General features: G+C 43.9%; 20 protein-coding genes. 4 read left to right on the top strand and 16 right to left on the bottom strand.

The window, feature by feature from the left end:
- Positions 1 to 14 precede the first annotated feature (14 nt).
- The 6 genes from ACFGVS_RS30065 to ACFGVS_RS30040 all read right to left on the bottom strand — a co-directional run bounded on the left by ACFGVS_RS30065 (position 15) and on the right by ACFGVS_RS30040 (position 4,645).
- On the bottom strand, positions 15 to 668 hold the full coding sequence (locus ACFGVS_RS30065; protein WP_439696777.1) for a zeta toxin family protein: 654 nt from the start codon (positions 666 to 668) through the stop codon (positions 15 to 17).
- The gene (locus tag ACFGVS_RS30060; RefSeq protein ID WP_090645752.1) at positions 652 to 924 is read right to left on the bottom strand and encodes a hypothetical protein; all 273 of its coding nucleotides are present in this window, start codon (positions 922 to 924) and stop codon (positions 652 to 654) included. The genes ACFGVS_RS30065 and ACFGVS_RS30060 overlap by 17 nt, the downstream gene beginning before the upstream one ends.
- A gap of 137 nt (positions 925 to 1,061) precedes the next feature.
- On the bottom strand, positions 1,062 to 1,616 hold the full coding sequence (locus tag ACFGVS_RS30055; RefSeq protein ID WP_090645749.1) for an RNA polymerase sigma-70 factor: 555 nt from the start codon (positions 1,614 to 1,616) through the stop codon (positions 1,062 to 1,064).
- Between the two features lie 133 nt (positions 1,617 to 1,749).
- Entirely contained in the window at positions 1,750 to 2,460 is a 711-nt protein-coding gene (locus tag ACFGVS_RS30050; protein WP_439696776.1) for a 2OG-Fe(II) oxygenase, read from the bottom strand.
- A 3-nt stretch (positions 2,461 to 2,463) separates the two neighbouring features.
- Positions 2,464 to 3,318, bottom strand: coding sequence for a bifunctional helix-turn-helix domain-containing protein/methylated-DNA--[protein]-cysteine S-methyltransferase (locus ACFGVS_RS30045; protein WP_439699274.1), 855 nt, complete (start codon positions 3,316 to 3,318; stop codon positions 2,464 to 2,466).
- Between the two features lie 136 nt (positions 3,319 to 3,454).
- Positions 3,455 to 4,645 carry a cation:proton antiporter domain-containing protein gene (locus ACFGVS_RS30040; RefSeq protein ID WP_439696775.1) on the bottom strand — a complete coding sequence of 397 codons (1,191 nt, stop codon included), beginning with the start codon at positions 4,643 to 4,645 and terminating at the stop codon, positions 3,455 to 3,457.
- 149 nt (positions 4,646 to 4,794) lie between these two features.
- On the opposite strand from ACFGVS_RS30040, the gene ACFGVS_RS30035 reads away from it, so the two are divergent.
- The 3 genes from ACFGVS_RS30035 (at position 4,795) to ACFGVS_RS30025 (ending at position 7,018) form a co-directional block, all read left to right on the top strand.
- The gene (locus ACFGVS_RS30035) at positions 4,795 to 5,238 is read left to right on the top strand and encodes a hypothetical protein (protein WP_439696774.1); all 444 of its coding nucleotides are present in this window, start codon (positions 4,795 to 4,797) and stop codon (positions 5,236 to 5,238) included.
- Positions 5,239 to 5,419: 181 nt separating this feature from the next.
- A complete protein-coding gene (gene namA, locus ACFGVS_RS30030) occupies positions 5,420 to 6,490 on the top strand; it encodes an NADPH dehydrogenase NamA (RefSeq protein WP_439696773.1) in 1,071 nt (356 codons plus the stop codon).
- 108 nt (positions 6,491 to 6,598) lie between these two features.
- Positions 6,599 to 7,018 (top strand): OsmC family protein, encoded by a 420-nt coding sequence (locus tag ACFGVS_RS30025; RefSeq protein ID WP_439696772.1) that lies wholly within the window; start codon positions 6,599 to 6,601, stop codon positions 7,016 to 7,018.
- 321 nt (positions 7,019 to 7,339) lie between these two features.
- Here the strand turns inward: ACFGVS_RS30025 and ACFGVS_RS30020 are convergent, their stop codons facing one another.
- From ACFGVS_RS30020 to ACFGVS_RS30000, 5 genes are all read right to left on the bottom strand, one after another.
- Positions 7,340 to 7,741, bottom strand: a complete 402-nt coding sequence (locus ACFGVS_RS30020) for a hypothetical protein (RefSeq protein WP_090645716.1) — start codon at positions 7,739 to 7,741, stop codon at positions 7,340 to 7,342.
- Positions 7,742 to 7,797: 56 nt separating this feature from the next.
- A complete protein-coding gene (locus ACFGVS_RS30015; protein ID WP_439696771.1) occupies positions 7,798 to 8,247 on the bottom strand; it encodes a hypothetical protein in 450 nt (149 codons plus the stop codon).
- A 12-nt stretch (positions 8,248 to 8,259) separates the two neighbouring features.
- The gene (locus tag ACFGVS_RS30010) at positions 8,260 to 9,252 is read right to left on the bottom strand and encodes a hypothetical protein (RefSeq protein WP_439696770.1); all 993 of its coding nucleotides are present in this window, start codon (positions 9,250 to 9,252) and stop codon (positions 8,260 to 8,262) included.
- A 299-nt stretch (positions 9,253 to 9,551) separates the two neighbouring features.
- A complete protein-coding gene (dacB, locus tag ACFGVS_RS30005; protein ID WP_439696769.1) occupies positions 9,552 to 10,958 on the bottom strand; it encodes a D-alanyl-D-alanine carboxypeptidase/D-alanyl-D-alanine endopeptidase in 1,407 nt (468 codons plus the stop codon).
- Positions 10,936 to 12,372, bottom strand: coding sequence for an APC family permease (locus ACFGVS_RS30000; protein ID WP_439696768.1), 1,437 nt, complete (start codon positions 12,370 to 12,372; stop codon positions 10,936 to 10,938). Before ACFGVS_RS30000 ends, dacB begins: the two co-directional genes overlap by 23 nt.
- Positions 12,373 to 12,620: 248 nt before the next feature.
- Here ACFGVS_RS30000 and ACFGVS_RS29995 point away from each other — a divergent pair, with 248 nt between their 5' ends.
- Positions 12,621 to 14,870: a sodium-translocating pyrophosphatase gene (locus ACFGVS_RS29995; protein WP_439696767.1), complete on the top strand. Its 2,250-nt coding sequence runs from the start codon at positions 12,621 to 12,623 to the stop codon at positions 14,868 to 14,870.
- A 399-nt stretch (positions 14,871 to 15,269) separates the two neighbouring features.
- Here ACFGVS_RS29995 and ACFGVS_RS29990 read toward each other — a convergent pair whose 3' ends face one another.
- The 5 genes from ACFGVS_RS29990 to ACFGVS_RS29970 all read right to left on the bottom strand — a co-directional run bounded on the left by ACFGVS_RS29990 (position 15,270) and on the right by ACFGVS_RS29970 (position 19,179).
- The gene (locus ACFGVS_RS29990; RefSeq protein WP_439699273.1) at positions 15,270 to 15,536 is read right to left on the bottom strand and encodes a hypothetical protein; all 267 of its coding nucleotides are present in this window, start codon (positions 15,534 to 15,536) and stop codon (positions 15,270 to 15,272) included.
- A complete protein-coding gene (locus tag ACFGVS_RS29985; RefSeq protein WP_439696766.1) occupies positions 15,440 to 15,829 on the bottom strand; it encodes a hypothetical protein in 390 nt (129 codons plus the stop codon). The genes ACFGVS_RS29990 and ACFGVS_RS29985 overlap by 97 nt, the downstream gene beginning before the upstream one ends.
- 383 nt (positions 15,830 to 16,212) lie before the next feature.
- Positions 16,213 to 17,394, bottom strand: coding sequence for an NRAMP family divalent metal transporter (locus tag ACFGVS_RS29980; protein WP_439696765.1), 1,182 nt, complete (start codon positions 17,392 to 17,394; stop codon positions 16,213 to 16,215).
- On the bottom strand, positions 17,395 to 18,156 hold the full coding sequence (locus ACFGVS_RS29975) for a LamB/YcsF family protein (protein ID WP_439696764.1): 762 nt from the start codon (positions 18,154 to 18,156) through the stop codon (positions 17,395 to 17,397).
- Between the two features lie 9 nt (positions 18,157 to 18,165).
- Positions 18,166 to 19,179: a biotin-dependent carboxyltransferase family protein gene (locus ACFGVS_RS29970; RefSeq protein ID WP_439696763.1), complete on the bottom strand. Its 1,014-nt coding sequence runs from the start codon at positions 19,177 to 19,179 to the stop codon at positions 18,166 to 18,168.
- Between the last annotated feature and the right edge of the window lies 1 nt (position 19,180).

The raw sequence follows: 19,180 nt of genomic DNA, 5'->3' as shown, positions 1-19,180 counted from the left end.
AATGATGGCAGAAATCATGCAACATTGTAAAACTTCTTGATTAGTTCAAACATAATTGGCATTCCGCTTTTTAACCATTCTGGTACCTGATCTGGAGGTATGGATCTTCCGACGTTTCCATTTAGAAGTTTAGCAATAGAAATCATTTTTAGTGACGTATCAATTAGTTCAACAGAATCAAACATCGGGAAATTCTTATCGAGCATTTCCATATTTCCCCAATACTTGTTCTCGATTGCAAGTGGGGGAACATGGAAACCTCCTTTTTTAACACGCATTTCTACCCTTTGGATTGATCTTGTTAAAGTATTTAGCCCGCAGAAAATTAAATGGGTTTCAAAACCAGCTTCTTTAAATCTCTTTGGGATTGCCCAAGCACCTGGGCCTGTAAAGTGCCCCTCATAGGCAAAGTTAGCTTTGTTCTCAATATTTAAGTTAACAAGACGAAGAAATTCTTGTTCAAGTGCTTCTTCCGCAAGCTTTCTTGACTCTTTTGACGATTTATTTATTTTATAAAACTCAATGCTTTTTTGTGTGTAAAAAACATCTCCATCAAATATATCGAGATCAGCAAATTCGGATGGGATCAACGTTTGTTTGTAGGTAGACTTGCCGGCACCGTTGCTCCCAGTAATAATAAATAGTTTAGGCTTAATGGAAAACTTCATGTTTTTCCTTTACGGCAGCAATTTCACTTTTTGTGAGTACCTTGATCACTTCGCGCGGGGCATCTAAATTACTTTTATCCAATCTTTCTACTTTTATCTGGCCATCTGGGTATTCATAGTAGGCTTCATCATCAGGCAATTCATCATCAAAAATCATAAAGCAATGTCCCTGGTTCAGATCATCATTCCTGAGTTTTTTTATAACCTGCTGCATGGCAAATAAGCGGTTATCCTGTTGATCGTTTTTAGGCTTCATTTTCACTTCCGTATATTTTTAATTAAGTATAAAGTTACGATAAATGCCATAACTAATCAATTGAACATCGGTCGGCATTTTTGAACTCCTGCAATAACACATCTTTTTCACCCATCCACAACAGAAAACACCCCAATCTACAACAAAAACAAAGTCCCCAACGAAGTACGCAAATGCTTAAGCGCTTTGGTTAAATGATTTTCGACTGTTTTGGTAGATATATTGAGCCTTGATGCAATTTGCTTATGGGTTAGGTACTCTTCGCGGCTAAGCTTGTAAACTTCGCGGCATTTTTCGGGTAGCGTTTCAACTACCGAATTTACCTGTGAAACCAGCTCTTTGTATTCTAAATTTTCATGGGTGTCAGGGCTTTGCAAACTGTTGGCAAGGGCATCAAACACATCGCTTGTTGCAACCCCGGCACGGATTTGCCTGTAAACTTCATAACGGATGGATGCATACAGGTATGCTTTTAACGATACGGCTATTTGGATATTATCCCTGCTATTCCAAAGCTTGATGAACAGTTCCTGGATAACATCTTCGCAGGCCTGCTTATCTTTTAAAACATTGTAGGCCGACAGGAACAATTGCTGCCAGTATTTTTTGTAGATAGCGGTCAACGCACTTTCATCGCCCGATTTTAACCGGTCGATCAATTGCACATCGCTTATAGCTACCTTTTCTGCCATCCTGAAAGGGGGTTAACATAGAATTGCGATAAATTTAGCAAAAATTAACTATTGATGTAATTTATGGCATAAATCAATCGCAATCGCAGGAGTTGTAAAGCTTTGTTTCACATCAAATTCAGGGTTGCAACAGTTATTTGGCATCATGAAAAATAATGCCCATACTGTGCCGCCGACCATTGGTAATCTCGGCTATGCCGTGTTTCATATTTACCCGATGGTACCCTTTGCTGCCTTTTGCAGGCCGGTAACTGGTGGTAAATAATATCATATCACCCTTGCCGGGTTTTAACACCATCGCCCTTGATTGTTCGCGCGGTCTTTGTTCCAGCAAAATGAATTCGCCTCCCTCGTAATCTATGCCGGGTTCATCCAAAATAAAAACCGATTGAATGGGAAAAAACACCTCGCCATACAAATCCTGGTGCATGGCATTGTAACCGCCTTCGGTGTATTGCAGTATCAACGGAGTTGGCCGCAATTGTTCATGCTGATGGCAATACTGCAGCAATTCATCTAAAGTATCAGCAAAACGCGTGGGCTTATTTAGCAATTCCATCCAGTTATTGGCGATAGGTTCAAGCTTTAGATAAACATGCTCCCGTAACTGTTGAATGATTGCCGGCAATGGATATTTGAAATATTTATACTCGCCCCGGCCGTAATGGTGGCGTTCCATCACAACGGTTTTGCGGTAAAGCCCATCATCAATATATTGATTAGCCAGAGCGGCGCATTCATCCGCAGCTAAAACGTTTTTTACAATGGCATATCCACGGGCATCCATACCGGCTTTAATATCAGCCCAATTTAAATTATCAATTCGCTCTTTAATTTCCATCATCTTTTATATTGATACCGGTTGATTAACCATTGCTGCCTCCCAGCCTATAATTGCCGATTTACGGGTTGCCCCCCAATGGTATTGCCCCGATTCGCCTGTCGACCGGATAACCCGGTGACAAGGGATCAAAAACGCTACCGGATTGGCCCCTATGGCGCTGCCTACTGCCCGGCTGGCATTTGACAATTGTATTTTTTGCGAAACATCGCCATAGCTGCATAAGCCACCCATAGGTATTTTTAACAAGGCATCCCACACCTTTAATTGAAAACTACTGCCCTTTAAATGCAATTTTATTGCCGGCAATTGCGACCAGTCTTTTTTAAAGATATGCAAAACATCCTGTTGCACCATATCAACTACCTGGGTATAGGTCGCGTTAGGGAAATGCTGTTTAAGTTGATCTAAAGCGTCGGCATGGTCGTCGGCAAAGGCCATATAGCAAATACCTTTGGGGGTTGATGCCACTATGATATTGCCAAAGGGGCTTTGGGCGAAGCTGTAGTTTATGCTCAACTCTTTGCCGCCGTTTTTGTACTCCGCAGGGGTCATGCCTTCAATGTTGATGAACAGGTCGTGCAAACGCCCGGTACCCGACAGGCCCGTTTCATAGGCGGTATCAAACAAGGTTGCCTGCTTATCTTTTAAAATACCTTTGGCATATTCCAGGCTTAAGTATTGCAAAAACTTTTTAGGGCTGATGCCTACCCAATCTGTAAACAAACGCTGAAAATGAAAGGGGCTGAGGTTAACCTTTTCGGCAACTTCATCTAAATTTGGCTGGGTTTTAAAGTTGAGTTTTATGTAATTTATTGCCTCGGCAATACGGTCGTAATTAATATTTTCCTGTGTGTTCATCATATTATTTGTTATTTATAAACAAATGTAGGCCGATAGCGGATGCGATGAAACCCGGAACTTGCTAAAGTCTGAATCAGAATTTACAGAATCTTTAAATGAATAGAATGTATGCGTAGTTTATTCTGTCAATTCTTTAATCCTGTAAATTCTGATTCAGATTCCGCCTCGTCGCAAACAACCCTAAACTCAATATCAAACTTGTACCCAATACTACAATAAACAACAGCCCCGTACCAACCTGCGGTATCTTCAAATTATCCGGCAGGTTATAATACAGCAGTACGCTGATTAGCCCCCGGGGTACTATTACTAACTCGGGCATCAGGTCGGTTTTGGATACGAATTTGATGTATAAAAAGCGGACCAGGTAAATGGATACCAGTATGGCACCGCCGGTTGCCAGCAAGGTAATATCCTGCAATTCATAAATATCCATGGTATAACCAAATACTATGAAAAAGAACGTGCGCATTAAAAAAGCGCTCTCGGCAGATAGCTGGAAAAGCTGTTTGATATCGTGTTGAAAGGTTGGATAGATAAACAGTTTCCTGAACCACGGAAAACTGATTTGGTTTGCATTATTCAGGAACAGGCCCAGTGCCAGTACAATTATCAATGCCGATAAATGGAACGATTGCCCTACCGAATAAACCAATATGAGCAACGCGATAATAAGGAACGATTTGATGTGATGTGTTAACCGGCCAATAAGGTAAAGCAACAGCAGGCAGGATATGATGGCTGCTATAATAATGCCTGTAAGTTCGGCGCCAAGTTTTATAAACGATACCACATCAATTTGCTGGTTACGTACTATGAAGTTGAACAGCACCACGGTAAGGATATCCGAAAAAGAAGACTCGTAAATAATAAACTCCTTTTTGTTTTTACCAAGGTTAGATGCCGATGGAATAGCCACTGCCGAACTGACCACGCAATAAGGTATGGCATTTACAAAGCACAGGTAAAAGCTTTGCCCTGTTAAATACCTGATGATAAATGTAATGGCAAATGCGCTAACCAATAAAAGGGTAAATGCCGAAAAGAACGCTTTTTTGATGATAGCATTTTTATCGCTATTGTACCGCAGTTCCAGCGCTCCCTCAAATACTATAAGGATAAGGCCCAACGTGCCAAGCGTAGGCAGAATCACCTTAAAATTGATCATTTTCACCCCAAAATAATCAACAGTAAAATGTATCGCGATGCCAAGCATCAGCAATAAAATAACCGAAGGGATTTTGGTTTTACCGGCTATCAAATCGAACAGGTACGAGAAAATGACCAGTCCGCTTAAAATAATCAGGGTTGTATATGTAGTCAAATTACCAATTGTTTAACAGTGTGAGTACATAAATCAGCCTTAACATTTCAAACTTAAGCATTGTTTCGCATTATTTTTTGCCGCGTACGGCGCATCCCTTGTTTGAAAGCTGATATCTTTTATATTTACTTTTTTAACAATAACAGCCTATGGATCCGGCGCAATTTTACAGTTTTAAGGTGTGGTTAACTATGGTGATCATAGCACCCGTGCTACAAATCCTTGTAAGCCAGTTTTTCTTTCACACCGGGAGTATACTATCCATCGCCTTTATTAAAGAATATCCCTTATCGGTTGGCGTGTTAATGGTATTTACATGCCCGCTGGGCGCGTTGCTTACTTTTATTATCCCACGAATGACCAGGAATTCAACCGTAATTGCTGTTAAACAACGGGTGTCGATCGCCTTAGGTATTGTTGTTATTTTGGTATTTCTTGGTGCATCAGCGTCTAAAAACGCCTATTCGCCATTTGAACTATCGGCCATGCTGCTGCCATTTTTACTCCCTTTGTTATTGGGGGTTTGGATTTGCCGGCTGGATTTGGAAGATGAAAGCTACGAGGACGAGGAGGAAGAAGAAACTGCATCCTGAACAGGTCGCAATTTAAAACCTCACCAAAAAAGTGTGAAGCACAGCAAAGGTCCACTGGTAAAAGCCGTTACGCCTGTTTTGCTTTCTGCTTTAGGCCTTCGGCTTTACGCTTATATCTATTTTACAAAACAGTGTGGTTACAATCAATGTTACTTACCATATTTGTACCAAACAAAAACATATGCCGCATCTATTCTCACCGCTTAAAATAAAGAACATCGAACTTAAAAACCGCATCGTGGTATCGCCCATGTGTGAGTATTCCAGCGAAGACGGTTTCGCTAACGACTGGCACCTGGTACACCTGGGCAGCATGGCCGTTGGCGGTGCTGCTTTAATTATCACCGAAGCCACCGCCGTATCGCCCGAAGGCCGCATTTCATCTGCCGACCTGGGCCTTTATAAGGACGAACATATTACCAAATTAAAACAAATCACCGATTTTTTGCACGCCCATGGTGCTTATGCCGGCACACAGCTGGCACATGCCGGCCGCAAGGCCAGCCACCTGCAGCCGTGGCTGGGCGGCAAACAGGTGCCATCCAATGAACCTAACGGGTGGAAATCATACGCGCCAAGCCCAATCGCTTTTATCGACAGTGAAGAGGCGCCTTTAGAACTGGATAAAGCCGGCATCGACAAAATTAAAGCTGATTTTAAAGCCGCCGCTGCCAGGGCTTTGGCCGCAGGTTTTGACGTAATTGAACTGCATGGCGCGCACGGTTATTTATTGCACGAGTTTTTATCGCCTGCAAGTAATAAACGTACGGATGAATACGGAGGCTCGTTCCAGAACCGGATCCGTTTTTTACTGGAAGTAATTGAAAGCGTACAGGAAGTTTGGCCGGCAGAAAATCCGTTGTTTGTGCGTATATCGGCAACCGAATGGACGGAAGGCGCCTGGACGGCTGATGACTCGGTAGCGCTTGCCAAAATACTAAAAAATAAAGGTGTCGATCTTATTGACTGCTCGACAGGCGGCAACATCGCTGGTGTTAAAATAGCGTTAAAACCAGGTTACCAGGTTGAATTTGCGGAGAAAGTTAAAAAAGAAAGCGGTATACTTACCGGAGCAGTAGGCTTAATAACCAAACCGCACCAGGCTGATGAAATTATACAGGAAGGCGAAGCCGATGTTGTATTTATAGCCCGCGAAATGCTGCGCGATCCGCATTTTGCACTACGCGCCGCCCATGAGCTGGGACACGAAGTAGAATGGCCGGAGCAGTACGTTCGGGCGAAATGGAATTAGCCGATAGTCTATGGTCGATAGTCCATAGACATGCATTTAGAATCAATTAATCACAACAATACCATGGACCATCGACTATGGACCATGGACAAACAAAAACCACAAACTATGAAACGTACAGCAAACGCCCATTGGAATGGCACTTTACAAACCGGCAGCGGAGAAATCACTACGCAAAGCACCGTGCTTAACAAAACCCAATACTCTTTTAAAACCCGCTTTGCCGATGGCATTGGCACCAACCCCGAAGAGCTGATTGCCGCCGCTCATGCAGGCTGCTTCACTATGGCTGTTGGCGCTGCCCTGTCACAAGCCGGCTTTACCCCTGGCGACCTGACCACCGATGCCATTCTTGACCTGGATATGCAGGCCCTGAGCATCACTGGTATTCATTTAGAACTGAAAGCATCGGTTATTGACGGTGTTGATGAAGCTAAATTTAAAGCCATTGCCGAAGACGCAAAAGCAAATTGCATTATATCAAAAGCGCTGAGCGTACCATTTACTTTGAATGTTACTTACGCGTAAGTACGTATTTCATCATGTCATTGCGTGTACCGATCAGGTAAAAATTAAAAAAAACGTTATGACGCACAACAAAATATAATTAAATTGATGTTCTAAACGCCGTCATTGCGAGGTACGAAGCAATCCCCGATATGCTAAGTCCCACATATTTTGGGATTGCTTCGTACCTCGCAATGACGGTTTTCTATACTGGTAATCAATAAACTTACAAACACGCCATTATAGTGAGGAACGACGTGGCGATCTCTTAGTTACGCGTGAATGACCTGCAATGTCCGCGATCGCCGTGCTACGCTCGCGATGACACATTCTTCCGAGTTTTTATTTCTGTATCAACACCAATAACTCCTGCGGCGTTTCGTAAGTGGCACCCTTATATTCAAGGGCCTTTACCCCTACACATACAGTATCTATGGCATTGCCCACATGGGTAATGAGAATCTGCCCCCGTACATCGGGCTGGACGCCTTCGCCGGCCGGTTTCATGCCATCGAGCAAGTGCATCACACTATCAATGGCTGTGGGTTTTGTAAAAATCTTAATCCTGCTTGCCGGAAAATAATAGCTGAATTTATCACAGGGGATCCTGAACTGCGTTTCGCGACCCAGCTCGGTAAACTTAAAGCGGATGCTTTGAACGGCGTCGGCAGGGTTGGGTTTGGATTTGCAGGCCGACAAGGCAAAAAACACAAAAAGGATTATCACCGTGTTTAATTTTTTCATAATATATTGATTTGTAAATTACTTAGGACGGCCGGTATAATCCGGCTTTTTGAAAACTATCGCTTTGGAACTATTACGTAAATATCATCTTTATAAGAAATACAAATGCCGGCATTCTCCATTTGGCAAATATCAATAGCGGTAATAAATGCCTGGTATTTCGCGGTATTCCAGAAATGAAAATCTATACCCCTTTCAGTATCTCCCGAAGCCAGCATTTTTCTGATTTCAAGGCGGGCGAAATCGAGGCGGGCCTTATCGCCAATTTCGTTGCCATCTAAATTTATTCTGAGATAGTTTCTAACCGGTGGAAAATCCCGTTGAAGCCGCTTTGGTAACCTGCTATTCCATTCAGGACTCCATACCGCTATATCCATGGCACTGTAACGCACAAATGCTTTGTGCTGCTTTAAATAAACCAGGCAAAATAATGGCAACAATACAAGGCTGATTATTCCGGGTGAATAAACAATGGGTTTGTGCGGGGTTAAGGTTAATATTTTCATGATTTAGCTATCTTAATGACAATATTTTCTTTTCAATCCGGTAGCTGCAGTATAATCCAGCGCTTCAGATTTTAGCATATCGCTGCAGGCCTCTTCTATATTGCCGAGCATAATCTGGCATAAAGCCATCTTATAATAAATATCGCCTTCGGCATAGTTCTTTAACGCTTTATCAAAATTAAACAACGCAAGGTTAAAATCGCCTTGATACATTGCATCAGTTCCTAATTGCGTATACCGTTGATAAACCGGGTATTTTGAATAGTTTGTAAAACGAATTTCCGTTTTCATTTGTACGTTAACTGCCTTGCCTTTATAAGTTGCCGGAACCCACTTCTTTTTATTTCTTTCAAATACCTTGTTAAACTGCCTATCAAATTCGCGGTTAATTCCGTTTATAATTTGCAGTCCTAATGCCTCGCCTGCTTTATTGATCGTAAAAGTTGCCAAAAAGTGATCGTTTATAGGCGTTTGCTGCTGTAATCCTTTAACCGCATCCGACACTAATTGCCTAAACCCCTCATCTTCTTTAAATCCAGCGTAAATTTTTTCGCTCGCTCTATAAAGTGTGTCTGTTTGATTTACCGAAACTATATCATTGGCCGTTAACGGAATTGCTTTCTGGTATGCCGGCTCTGCTACAAAATAATATTTTAAACAATTTGGATTGTCAAACTTGCCGTTAATCCATTGCGTAAAAACCAGCGAATCTTTAGTTAATTTATCTATATGTACAAGGTTAGCCCCATATTGTAAAGTATCTCCGTTTAAAACAAAGCGAAAACTACCGCCCTTATAATCGTAATTGTATGCCAATGCAAATTTGCCGTCCTGGCTAAAGCTGAACTTTAGATATTCGAATTTCCTGGTATCATCATCAGTGGGCTCTTTTCCACTTTGGTATGTTAACCTGGTTTTTATCCAATTGCCGTACAGCAGGTTTTTACTCTGCGCTATTGATGTTAAATACGTAAATACAAGTGCAAGAGTCAAAAGGAATCTCATGAAATAAATTGTGATTTGGTTTAGTTCAAAGATAGCAACAGAATCAAGAATCAAACAAGATAAGTTAGACGAATTTTCCTACCACATCAACACGAATGTGTCAATCAAAAAGTTCGCCCTTTAGGGGGTTATCGACGCTATTAAGTTAAGATAAGCAGAAGTGAAAATAATATCGAACACTGAATTTCGAATATCCAACATCAAAGTTTTTCCTTCATTATTCAAAATTGGATATTCGGTGTTCGATATTAAATCGGCCTTAACTTCTTAACTAAATAACATGAAGTGTTAGGGGTCTCCTACTTCAACACATCCAATACCCTGAACATCCTCTCCTTTATTCCCTTACTCGATCCACTGAAGTTATTTACCATGATGGCAAAACAAAGCTCGCGGCCGTTGTGGGTTTGGTAGCCGGCGTAGCAAAGTACGCTGTTGATACTGCCGCTTTTCATTTTCATATCGTTGTATACGGGCAGGCTTTCATACAGATCAGGGAACCAGCTTTCTTTTTTGGCCGATTGCAGGATGCGGGCCATGGTATTGGTGCTTACCCTATCGCCGGGCGACAGGCCGCTGCCATCGTAGATGTTCATGCTACTGGCATCTATCCCCCGGGCCTGCCAGAATTTTTGTACCTCCTCTACCCCGTTTGTTGTGGTGGGTTTACGGCCTTGTTTCCAGGCGATGGTTTTAAGCAGTTGCTCGGCATAAAGGTTAATACTTTTTTGATTGAGCCAGTAAATGATCCGGCTCAGCGGCGGCGACGGAATAGCGGTGAGATTTTTGGTAATCAAAGGCAATTTCAATCCTTTTGCCGTTAATGTGGCAACAGATTCGGGATCGAACCCGACAGCAATGCCTAATTTTTTCAGCGTATCCGACAAGCGCAATGCGGCATCGTAAGCTGCATCCGGCGTTGCTGCCGAGATGCTTTTTTTATCTTTATCGATAGCGTAGCTGCCGCGCAGGTACATTACTTTGCTGCCAACGGGCAAAAAGGCGTAAGCATTATCGCCGCTGCCCGCGGAGCCGTTAACCAATTCGCTTTTAAAAGTAAGGTACGATACATTGGGAACGGTGTACGAAACGCCAATAGGATTGCCCACAGCGCCGGTACGAAGCTTAATATCAAACTGGTTTTCGCGCCAGCACAGGCCCGATGTTCCGGCACCATAGTAGTTGCCAATATCCTGCCATATCCAGCCCTCGGGGATAGATTGGGTGCCGAAGATGCTGTCATCGCCAATTATGCGCCCGTTTATTTTTTTGATGCCTGCAGTTTTAAGTGCATCGGCCATTAAAGCCAGCACATGTGCTTCTTTGGTTTGCTCGTACCGCCAGCTGCCCAGGGTTGGGTCGCCCGAGCCTTTGATGATGATATCGCCGTTCAACGTACCGTCAGCGGCAATTTCGCCGTTGTAGCCCAATTGGGTCTGGTATCTGAAATCGGCCCCTAAAACATTAAAGGCTGTAATGCTGGTAATAGTTTTTAGGGTTGATGCCGTAGCCAGCCCCATATTGGGGTTGGCGGCAAATACCTGTTCGCCGGTTTTGGCATCCAAAACAGTTAGCGAAAGCGATGCATACCGGCATTGGCTATCGGCCTGTAACCGGCCAAACGCTGCCGATAATCTTGATTGAAGGTCCTGGGCATAAGCCTGCCAGGTAATTAAAAATAAACTAACTATCAATAGCCGCTTCATCCTGCTCTTTAACGTTCCTTTGCGATATGTAATATATTGGAATACCGATTAAGACAATAATTAATCCGGGCCACGTGAATTGCGGCTTATAAATAATCAGCAATATACAGAAGGCTATTCCCATTACAATATAGATAGCCGGCAACACTGGGTAACCAAAAGCTTTGTAAGGACGATCTGCATTAGGCAACTTGGAACGCAAAATATAAATGCCAATTATAGTAAGCACGTAAAATATTACAACAACAAAAGATATCATATCCAACAGATCGCCATACTTTCCACTTAAACAAAGTATTGATGCTACCAGTGCCTGTATCCATAAGCCGAATTCCGGTACTGATGCTTTATTAAGTTCTCCGGTTTTTTTGAAAAACAAACCATCCTTAGCCATAGTGTAATAAACCCTTGCACCTGCCATAATTAAACCGTTATTACAACCAAAAGTGGATATCATAATCATCACAGCTATAATAAGCGTTCCGGTATGACCAAAAATTACCTGTGAAGCAGCTACTGCAACCCGGTCTTTTGGAGCCGTAGCAATTTCATGTAATGGTAAAACCCCGGTGTAAACCACATTGGCAGCCACATAAATTATAGTTACTATCATGGTACCAAAAAACAAGCTTAGCGCCACATCCCTTTTAGGGTTACGCATTTCGCCTGCTATAAAAGTAACGTTGTTCCATGAGTCACTGCTAAAAATAGAACCCACCATAGAAGCGGCTATGGCACCAAGCCCCGCCGCCAGGGTTACACTTGTAAAGCTACCATCGGCATTCAATTTATGCAGATTCCAGGCATTACTCCAGTTGGCATGCCATACATCCGGCTTCAGGGCTACGAAACCAAAAATGATCAGCCCGAATAAACTTGCAAGCTTGGTTAATGTAAAAGTAGTTTGTATCAGTTTTCCGCTTTTAACACCGCGGGTATTTATAAATGTTAATATTAAAATAACACCGATAGAAACAAGCTGTGCCGCGCTGATTTTTATAAAGCCCTGCTGAAAAAGAATATTATCTTCACTTACCGCCGGGATCAAATATGCTGTAAATTTTGAAAAAGCCACCCCAACTGCAGCTATAGTGCCGGTTTGTATCACCGCGAAAAAACTCCAACCGTACAAAAACGCTATAAGTTTATTGTAGGCTTCCTTGAGGTAAACGTACTGTCCGCCTGCTTTGGGGTACATGCCGCTCAGCTCGCCGTAACTTAATGCTGCTGTCAATGTCATAAAACCGGTGATGAGCCAAATTGCTATCAGCCAACCTGCTGAGCCCACATTGCGTACAATGTCGGCAGCAACTATAAATATACCTGAGCCTATCATGGAGCCTGCTACCAGCATGGTGCCATCAAGCAGGCCAAGTTCATGTTTCATTTTTGGTTGTCCGGAATCTTTTGCCATAAATTAAAAAAGGGTTTAAAGCCCTAAACTATTCAAAAAACTTTAATATTGAGAGGCTATTGTAAAGAAAATAAATTTACTATTTTGCAAGCACCAATTAAACCCTGCTATAGCCAGTGTGGTATTAAGTCGTTAGTCTTAAGTCGGTAGTCTTAAGAATCAAAGAAAAAAGAAAAAAAAGGCTTTTGACTTGCGACTTTAGACTTCAGACTTAGCAACACTTACTTAATAAAACCAAAATTGTTACTATGGATTTTTTGAACACTTACTTAATTTACTTAATTCCGGTGTTTGGGCTCATCGGCATTGCCGTTATGGCTGTTAAAGCAGCCTGGGTTACCAAACAAGATGCCGGCGATGGCGACATGGTTACGCTGGCCGGTTACATTGCCGATGGCGCAATGGCCTTTTTACGTGCCGAGTGGAAAGTGCTTGGTGGCTTTGTTGCCGTAGCTGCCCTATTGCTGGCCTGGAGCGGTACCACCGTGGCTACATCCAGCCCGGTTATTGCCGTTTCATTCATCATCGGAGCGTTTTTATCGGCATTTGCCGGTTACCTGGGCATGCGCATTGCAACCAAAGCTAATGTGCGTACTACACAGGCTGCCCGTACCAGTTTGGCGCAGGCATTAAAAGTATCATTTACCGGCGGTACCGTAATGGGCCTTGGCGTTGCCGGGTTAGCCATTATTGGTTTGGGTTCGCTGTTCATATTATTTTACCAGTTTTATGTAGTTAATGTTGCAGGCAGCACCGTAAACGGCGAGGCAATGGCCAAAGCCCTTGATGTATTGGCCGGTTTTTCGTTAGGTGCCGAGTCGATAGCGCTGTTTGCCCGTGTAGGCGGCGGTATTTATACCAAAGCAGCCGACGTGGGCGCCGACCTTGTGGGTAAAGTTGAAGCCGGCATCCCCGAGGACGATGTGCGTAACCCTGCCACCATTGCCGATAACGTAGGCGATAACGTAGGCGACGTTGCCGGTATGGGCGCCGATTTATTCGGATCATACGTGGCAACTATGCTGGCTACCATGGTGCTGGGCCGCGAAATTGTGTCTCATGATGCTTTTGGGGGTATTGCCCCTATCCTGTTGCCTATGGTTATAGCCGGTTTAGGTTTGATATTCTCGATTGTTGGCGCTGCCATGGTGAGGATTAAAAGCGAAACAGACAGTGTGCAAAAAGCACTGAACATAGGCAACTGGGCTTCAATCATATTAACAGCTATTGCTACTTACTTTGTAGTACAATGGATGTTGCCCGAGGGCGAGTTTCACATGGTACGCGATGAAGTTAATGGCGCAGTTAAAGCGGGCATAATTCCGTTTACCAAAAACGGCGTGTTTATGTCGATAGTGGTAGGTTTGGTTGTAGGTACTTTAATGTCTATCATTACCGAGTACTATACCGCAATGGGCAAACGCCCGGTATTGAGCATTATCCGCCAGTCATCCACGGGCCACGCTACCAACATTATCGGTGGCTTATCTATAGGTATGGAATCGACAGTATTGCCTATCCTGGTTTTGGCATCGGGTATTTATGGCTCGTACCATTTTGCGGGTTTATATGGGGTAGCGATAGCGGCCGCAGGTATGATGGCAACAACAGCTATGCAATTAGCTATTGACGCCTTTGGACCAATTGCTGATAATGCCGGTGGTATTGCCGAAATGAGCCGCCTGCCAGAAGAAGTACGCCACCGTACAGACAATCTGGATGCCGTAGGTAACACTACCGCTGCTACAGGCAAAGGTTTCGCTATTGCATCAGCCGCGTTAACCTCACTGGCTTTATTTGCAGCCTTTGTGGGTGTTGCGGGTATCGAGCATATTGATATTTACAAGGCCGATGTTTTGGCCGGCCTGTTTGTGGGTGGCATGATCCCTTTCATTTTCTCGGCATTGTGTATCTCGGCAGTAGGCCGCGCGGCCATGGCCATGGTTGAAGAGGTTAGACGCCAGTTCCGCGAAATTCCGGGCATTATGACCTATGAAGGCAAGCCCGAATACGAAAAGTGCGTGGCTATCTCAACCAAAGCATCCATCCGCGAAATGGTTGCCCCTGGTTTAATCGCGCTGATCACCCCAATCATTATCGGCTTTGCTTTTGGCCCCGAAGTATTGGGAGGTTTATTAGCGGGTGTAACCGTATCGGGTGTTTTGATGGGTATTTTCCAAAGCAACGCCGGTGGCGCATGGGATAACGCCAAAAAATCGTTCGAAAAAGGCTGCCTGATCAACGGCGAGATGTACTACAAAAAATCAGAACCACATAAAGCATCAGTAACCGGCGATACTGTAGGCGATCCGTTTAAAGATACTTCGGGCCCGTCGATGAACATCCTGATCAAACTGATGTCGATAGTTTCGTTGGTAATAGCGCCGCATTTAAATGCAAACCATGTGGCGCCAACAGCTATGAAACAGGAGGTTAAAAAACACGTTATCGTGCAGGCTTATACATCACCTGTAACTAAGGTTGACAAAAAAGGATAATTACTTTTTAGGATATTTAGGAAAAGCCACCTGTTGAGGGTGGCTTTTTTTGCTGTCTGAATCAGGATTTTCAGAATTAAAGAATGAACAGAATAATTGTTTGAACCGGAATTAACAAAATTTCAGCTATCCCCGCAGATTTTATAAAATCCCCCTGCTATTCGAAGCCTTTGTCTTTGAACCTTTATTCCTATTGTCTCCGACTACAGGATTATCATTGTGTTTGTCTGTATAGTTTATTTTATTCTTTTATCATTTGCCGATCAATACCTTTATCATTGCATAGTCATCCGAAAGAGGAGAATGGAACAGCTGAGAACTCACGAGGTATAAAAATCTGGTGTCAAATAAAAAATAGTGTCAATAAAGAAAAGGACGCCATTAAAAGAGAGCACATTTTCATTCATGCAGATCTTCAAAAATCAACCCCAGCTTATTGTTGATATAATCGTTATTGCGATTATTGCGAAAGTGATTAAATTCTAAAAAGTCTTTTACGGCAGCAAGATCCGTTGGCTCGGAAGCGACTATAAATTCCTGCGCAACTACCGCATTAAGTTCATCGTTAATTATTTTGAAGCCCAAAAATGTATATGCAGTAGCCGGAAAAAAGTAATTATGAATAATGAGACTATTGAAATAATCAAGCCAGCTTTCATAAAAGATACCTGCATTGGTTTTAATAACGTGGGTTCCATTAAGCCTGTATACTTTTGTTCGGCGCCTTCGCTGATAAAATCACTTTGCAGGATTAGCGGAGTATAGAAAAGATTCTCCCTTTCGGCGAAAGTTAAGAGTTTTGCTGTTTCTTTACTTTTGACGTACTGCTGTTTTTTAGCTGTGAAGCCTGCTGCCGCATCTGATCTAAGGAAACATTGGGCTTTTTTGAGTTTATTTGCCTCGCCAGCAGGTTCATCTCCGAGAATGATATTTTGTAGTTCATCTTTGATGTTTTTCATTAATGATCAATTGATCAAAAATAAGTTTTTTTGACCAATTTTTAAAATAGGCAATCCATGTTGCTTCAATTGCCGATCCATCACCTTATCATTCGATAGTCACAGACTATCGGCATAATCATCCAGAGAATCGGGCAGCAGGGCACCAAAGGGACTTGTATTGGTCAGCAACAGGCACAAATATGTGGATGCGCCCAAATTGCGCTATCAGTTTAGTGTTAACCATGATAAAATATAAAATATTGATTAGCAAGTACTTGTAAATATTTTATCTGAAATGTGTTAAGTTATGTTAACCCAACAAAATGCGTTTTCCCTGATCATTCGAAACCAGAGAATCGGACAGCGAACTGACTCACCACTCACCACTCACCACTCACCACTCACCACCCCAACATCTGCCCTATCGCCCCGATGCTCATCCAGGTCATGGTGCCAACTACCAGCACGCCTAAAATAGTAAGCCATAAAGGCTGTTTGTATGTTGCGATGATTTTTGACCGGTAAGCCGCAACCAGCATTACGCCCAGGGCAACTGGCAATATAAAGCCGTTGATGGCCCCCACTACCAATAGTATTTTCACCGGTTTGCCTATAGCTAAAAATATACAGCAGGATATCACAATGAAACTGATAATAATCTCACGATTCCATTTCAATATCAGCGGACTAAAACTCCTGATAAACGAAACCGATGTATACGCCGAGCCCACTACCGAAGAGATCCCCGCCGCCCAGATAATAACCCCGAAAAGCTTATAACCAACCTGCCCCGCAGCCAGTTGAAATATAGAGGCCGCCGGATTGGCCGGATCGAGCTTGCCGCCCGCAGTTATAACTCCCAAAGCAGCTATAAACAACAACAACCGCATCAGCGATGCCAACCCGATGGCACTTAAAGCCCCCCGGTTAACCACCGGCAAATTCTGTTGCCCGGTGATCTTTGCATCCAGCAAGCGGTGTGCCCCGGCAAAGGTAATATAGCCGCCTACAGTGCCGCCTACAATAGTTAGTACCGCGGTAAAGCTAAATTGCGTGGGGTTTACCGCCCTGATGGCCGCTTCGGCCAGTGGCGGGTTACTAATGTAGGCAACATACAAGGCCAGCGCTATTTTGAGGCATCCCATGCATTTGGCAAACAAATCCATCGCCTTACCCGATTCTTTATAAATAAATATGCCGATAGCTATAATGGCGCTCATGACAGCCCCCTGCCCTACGCTCACACCAAACAGTACATTGAGGCCCAACCCGGCCCCCGCAATATTGCCTATATTGAATGCCATACCACCCAAAAAAACCAGCAACGAAATAAAATACCCCAGGCCGGGTAAAAGCTGGTTGGCAATATCCTGCGCTGGTTTACCGGCCACGGTAATAATACGCCAGATGTTGAGCTGGGCAATAGCATCCAACACCACCGACAGCAGTATCACAAAACCAAAACTTGCACCCAGCTGCGCGGTAAATACCGCCGTTTGCGTTAAAAATCCCGGCCCGATAGCTGACGATGCCATCAGGAAGGCGGCACCCATTAAAACACTCCAGTTGCGCTGTTTTTTCATTTATTGCGCAGGTGCTTTAATGCTTATGCCTTCGGCTTTCAGTTTCTCGTTTATCTTTTTGGCAAATTCAACAGCATGCGCGCCATCGCCGTGCAGGCATAGCGTTTCGGCTTTAAGGCTGATGGTTTTATTATTGGCCGAAATCACTTGTTGTTGTTTTACCATCATCAGCACCTGGCTGATAGATTGCTGTTCGTCGGTAATAAGCGCGTTGCTTTGGGTACGCGGGGTAAGCGAGCCATCGTCCTGGTAGGTACGGTCGGCAAATACTTCGGATGCGGTTGTCAAACCCAGTTTTTTTGCCCAGGTAATCATTTCGCTATTGGCCAGGCCGTATAATATCAGTGAGGAATCAAAATCGTGCACGGCTTCGGCAATGGCTTTGGCCAGGCTAACATCCTTTGCGGCCATATTGTATAATGCCCCATGCGCCTTTACATGGTGAAGTTTCCCGTAGGCCGCTTTCACAAAGCCAGATAAGGCACCTATCTGGTACAAAGTCATCTGGTAGGCCTCATTTGCCGATATCTTCATTTCGCGCCTGCCAAAGCCCTGCAAATCGGGCAAGCCGGGGTGTGCGCCAATGGCCACGCCTTTTTTTACCGCCATGCCAACGGTATGCTGCATTACCTCCGGGTCGCCCGCGTGAAAGCCGCAGGCTATGTTGGCCGATGTAATGTAGTCCATCAGTATTTCGTCATTGGGCATGGGGTAGTTGCCAAATGCCTCGCCCATATCACAGTTAAGGTCTATGCTTTGCATGGTGGTATTTTATAAAAATTTGTTTTGCACAGCAATGGTTAGCTGGTGCAATTGTTGTTCACGTTCAATATACAGCATTTCTGCTTCACGCCGGGTGATATCTTTAAAATAAATGGCGTCGCCGGGTTTAAGCTGGGCGCATAAAGTCATATCTACAGCGGCTACCTGCGCTATTCGCGGATACCCTCCGGTAGTTTGGCAATCGGCCATCAAAAGCACCATGCTGCCGTTGCCGGTAACCTGTATGGTGCCTGGTGTTACGGCGGTACTTAACAATTCATCCTTTTTTAAACGTTCCATCACTGCGCCTTGCAAATGGTAGCCCATGCGGTTACTTTGCCTGCCAATGATGTATGGTTCCGACAAAAAATTGGCGATGCTGCGGCCATTAAACCAGCCAAATTCGTTACCCGGCACCACCCTTATTGTTTTACCATCGGCCGGCAAATGCGCGCGCCGGGGAATGCTCCATGGAAGGTAAAAAACCTGATCTTTCTTTACACTTTTTTTTATTTCTCTGAATTTTTCTACTATTACTTGTGCAATACTTGTTAATTTTTGCCCATTTATGAGCACATCACCGCGTTTTAACACCCGGCCTTCAAACCCGCCAAACCCGGCGACCAGGCAGGTACTTTTGCTTCCCAAAATTTCGGGCACATCCCAGCCACCGGCAATGGCCAGGTAAGTGCGGCTGCCCGATGGGTTATTTATTAATTTTATGATGGCTCCCGATGGGACAAAAAGAGGACGCTCCGGTGGCAATACTTGTTCACCTGATTGAAATACCGCGCCCTCACCTGCATAAGCAATCAGCAGGTCGGTTTCGGCAATAAATTCCGCATCAGCATAGGTAAATTCAATTACGGCGGCGTTGTCGCCATTACCAACGACCATGTTTGCAATACGGGCCGATAACGTATCCATAGCTCCCGACACCGGCACCGCCTGCGAAAGATATTGGTAGCGCCCCAAATCCTGTATGGTGGTCATTAAACCGGGTTTTAATATTCTTATCTGCATA

The organism is Mucilaginibacter sediminis, from assembly GCF_051903035.1.
Classification (GTDB): Bacteria; Bacteroidota; Bacteroidia; order Sphingobacteriales; family Sphingobacteriaceae; genus Mucilaginibacter.
This window is presented reverse-complemented; position numbering and strand designations above follow the sequence as displayed.

Excerpts from the sequence above, each read along its gene's own strand:
- ACFGVS_RS30010 (WP_439696770.1), bottom strand. The coding sequence starts at position 9,252 with ATGAGATTCCTTTTGACTCTTGCACTTGTATTTACGTATTTAACATCA.
- ACFGVS_RS30065 (WP_439696777.1), bottom strand. The coding sequence starts at position 668 with ATGAAGTTTTCCATTAAGCCTAAACTATTTATTATTACTGGGAGCAAC.
- ACFGVS_RS29970 (WP_439696763.1), bottom strand. The coding sequence starts at position 19,179 with ATGCAGATAAGAATATTAAAACCCGGTTTAATGACCACCATACAGGAT.
- ACFGVS_RS30000 (WP_439696768.1), bottom strand. The coding sequence starts at position 12,372 with ATGGCAAAAGATTCCGGACAACCAAAAATGAAACATGAACTTGGCCTG.
- ACFGVS_RS29995 (WP_439696767.1), top strand. The coding sequence starts at position 12,621 with ATGGATTTTTTGAACACTTACTTAATTTACTTAATTCCGGTGTTTGGG.
- ACFGVS_RS30045 (WP_439699274.1), bottom strand. The coding sequence starts at position 3,318 with ATGAACACACAGGAAAATATTAATTACGACCGTATTGCCGAGGCAATA.
- ACFGVS_RS30020 (WP_090645716.1), bottom strand. The coding sequence starts at position 7,741 with ATGAAAAAATTAAACACGGTGATAATCCTTTTTGTGTTTTTTGCCTTG.
- ACFGVS_RS30035 (WP_439696774.1), top strand. The coding sequence starts at position 4,795 with ATGGATCCGGCGCAATTTTACAGTTTTAAGGTGTGGTTAACTATGGTG.
- ACFGVS_RS30055 (WP_090645749.1), bottom strand. The coding sequence starts at position 1,616 with ATGGCAGAAAAGGTAGCTATAAGCGATGTGCAATTGATCGACCGGTTA.
- ACFGVS_RS29975 (WP_439696764.1), bottom strand. The coding sequence starts at position 18,156 with ATGCAAAGCATAGACCTTAACTGTGATATGGGCGAGGCATTTGGCAAC.
- namA (WP_439696773.1), top strand. The coding sequence starts at position 5,420 with ATGCCGCATCTATTCTCACCGCTTAAAATAAAGAACATCGAACTTAAA.
- ACFGVS_RS30050 (WP_439696776.1), bottom strand. The coding sequence starts at position 2,460 with ATGATGGAAATTAAAGAGCGAATTGATAATTTAAATTGGGCTGATATT.
- ACFGVS_RS30025 (WP_439696772.1), top strand. The coding sequence starts at position 6,599 with ATGAAACGTACAGCAAACGCCCATTGGAATGGCACTTTACAAACCGGC.
- dacB (WP_439696769.1), bottom strand. The coding sequence starts at position 10,958 with ATGAAGCGGCTATTGATAGTTAGTTTATTTTTAATTACCTGGCAGGCT.
- ACFGVS_RS30015 (WP_439696771.1), bottom strand. The coding sequence starts at position 8,247 with ATGAAAATATTAACCTTAACCCCGCACAAACCCATTGTTTATTCACCC.
- ACFGVS_RS29980 (WP_439696765.1), bottom strand. The coding sequence starts at position 17,394 with ATGAAAAAACAGCGCAACTGGAGTGTTTTAATGGGTGCCGCCTTCCTG.
- ACFGVS_RS29985 (WP_439696766.1), bottom strand. The coding sequence starts at position 15,829 with ATGAAAAACATCAAAGATGAACTACAAAATATCATTCTCGGAGATGAA.
- ACFGVS_RS30060 (WP_090645752.1), bottom strand. The coding sequence starts at position 924 with ATGAAGCCTAAAAACGATCAACAGGATAACCGCTTATTTGCCATGCAG.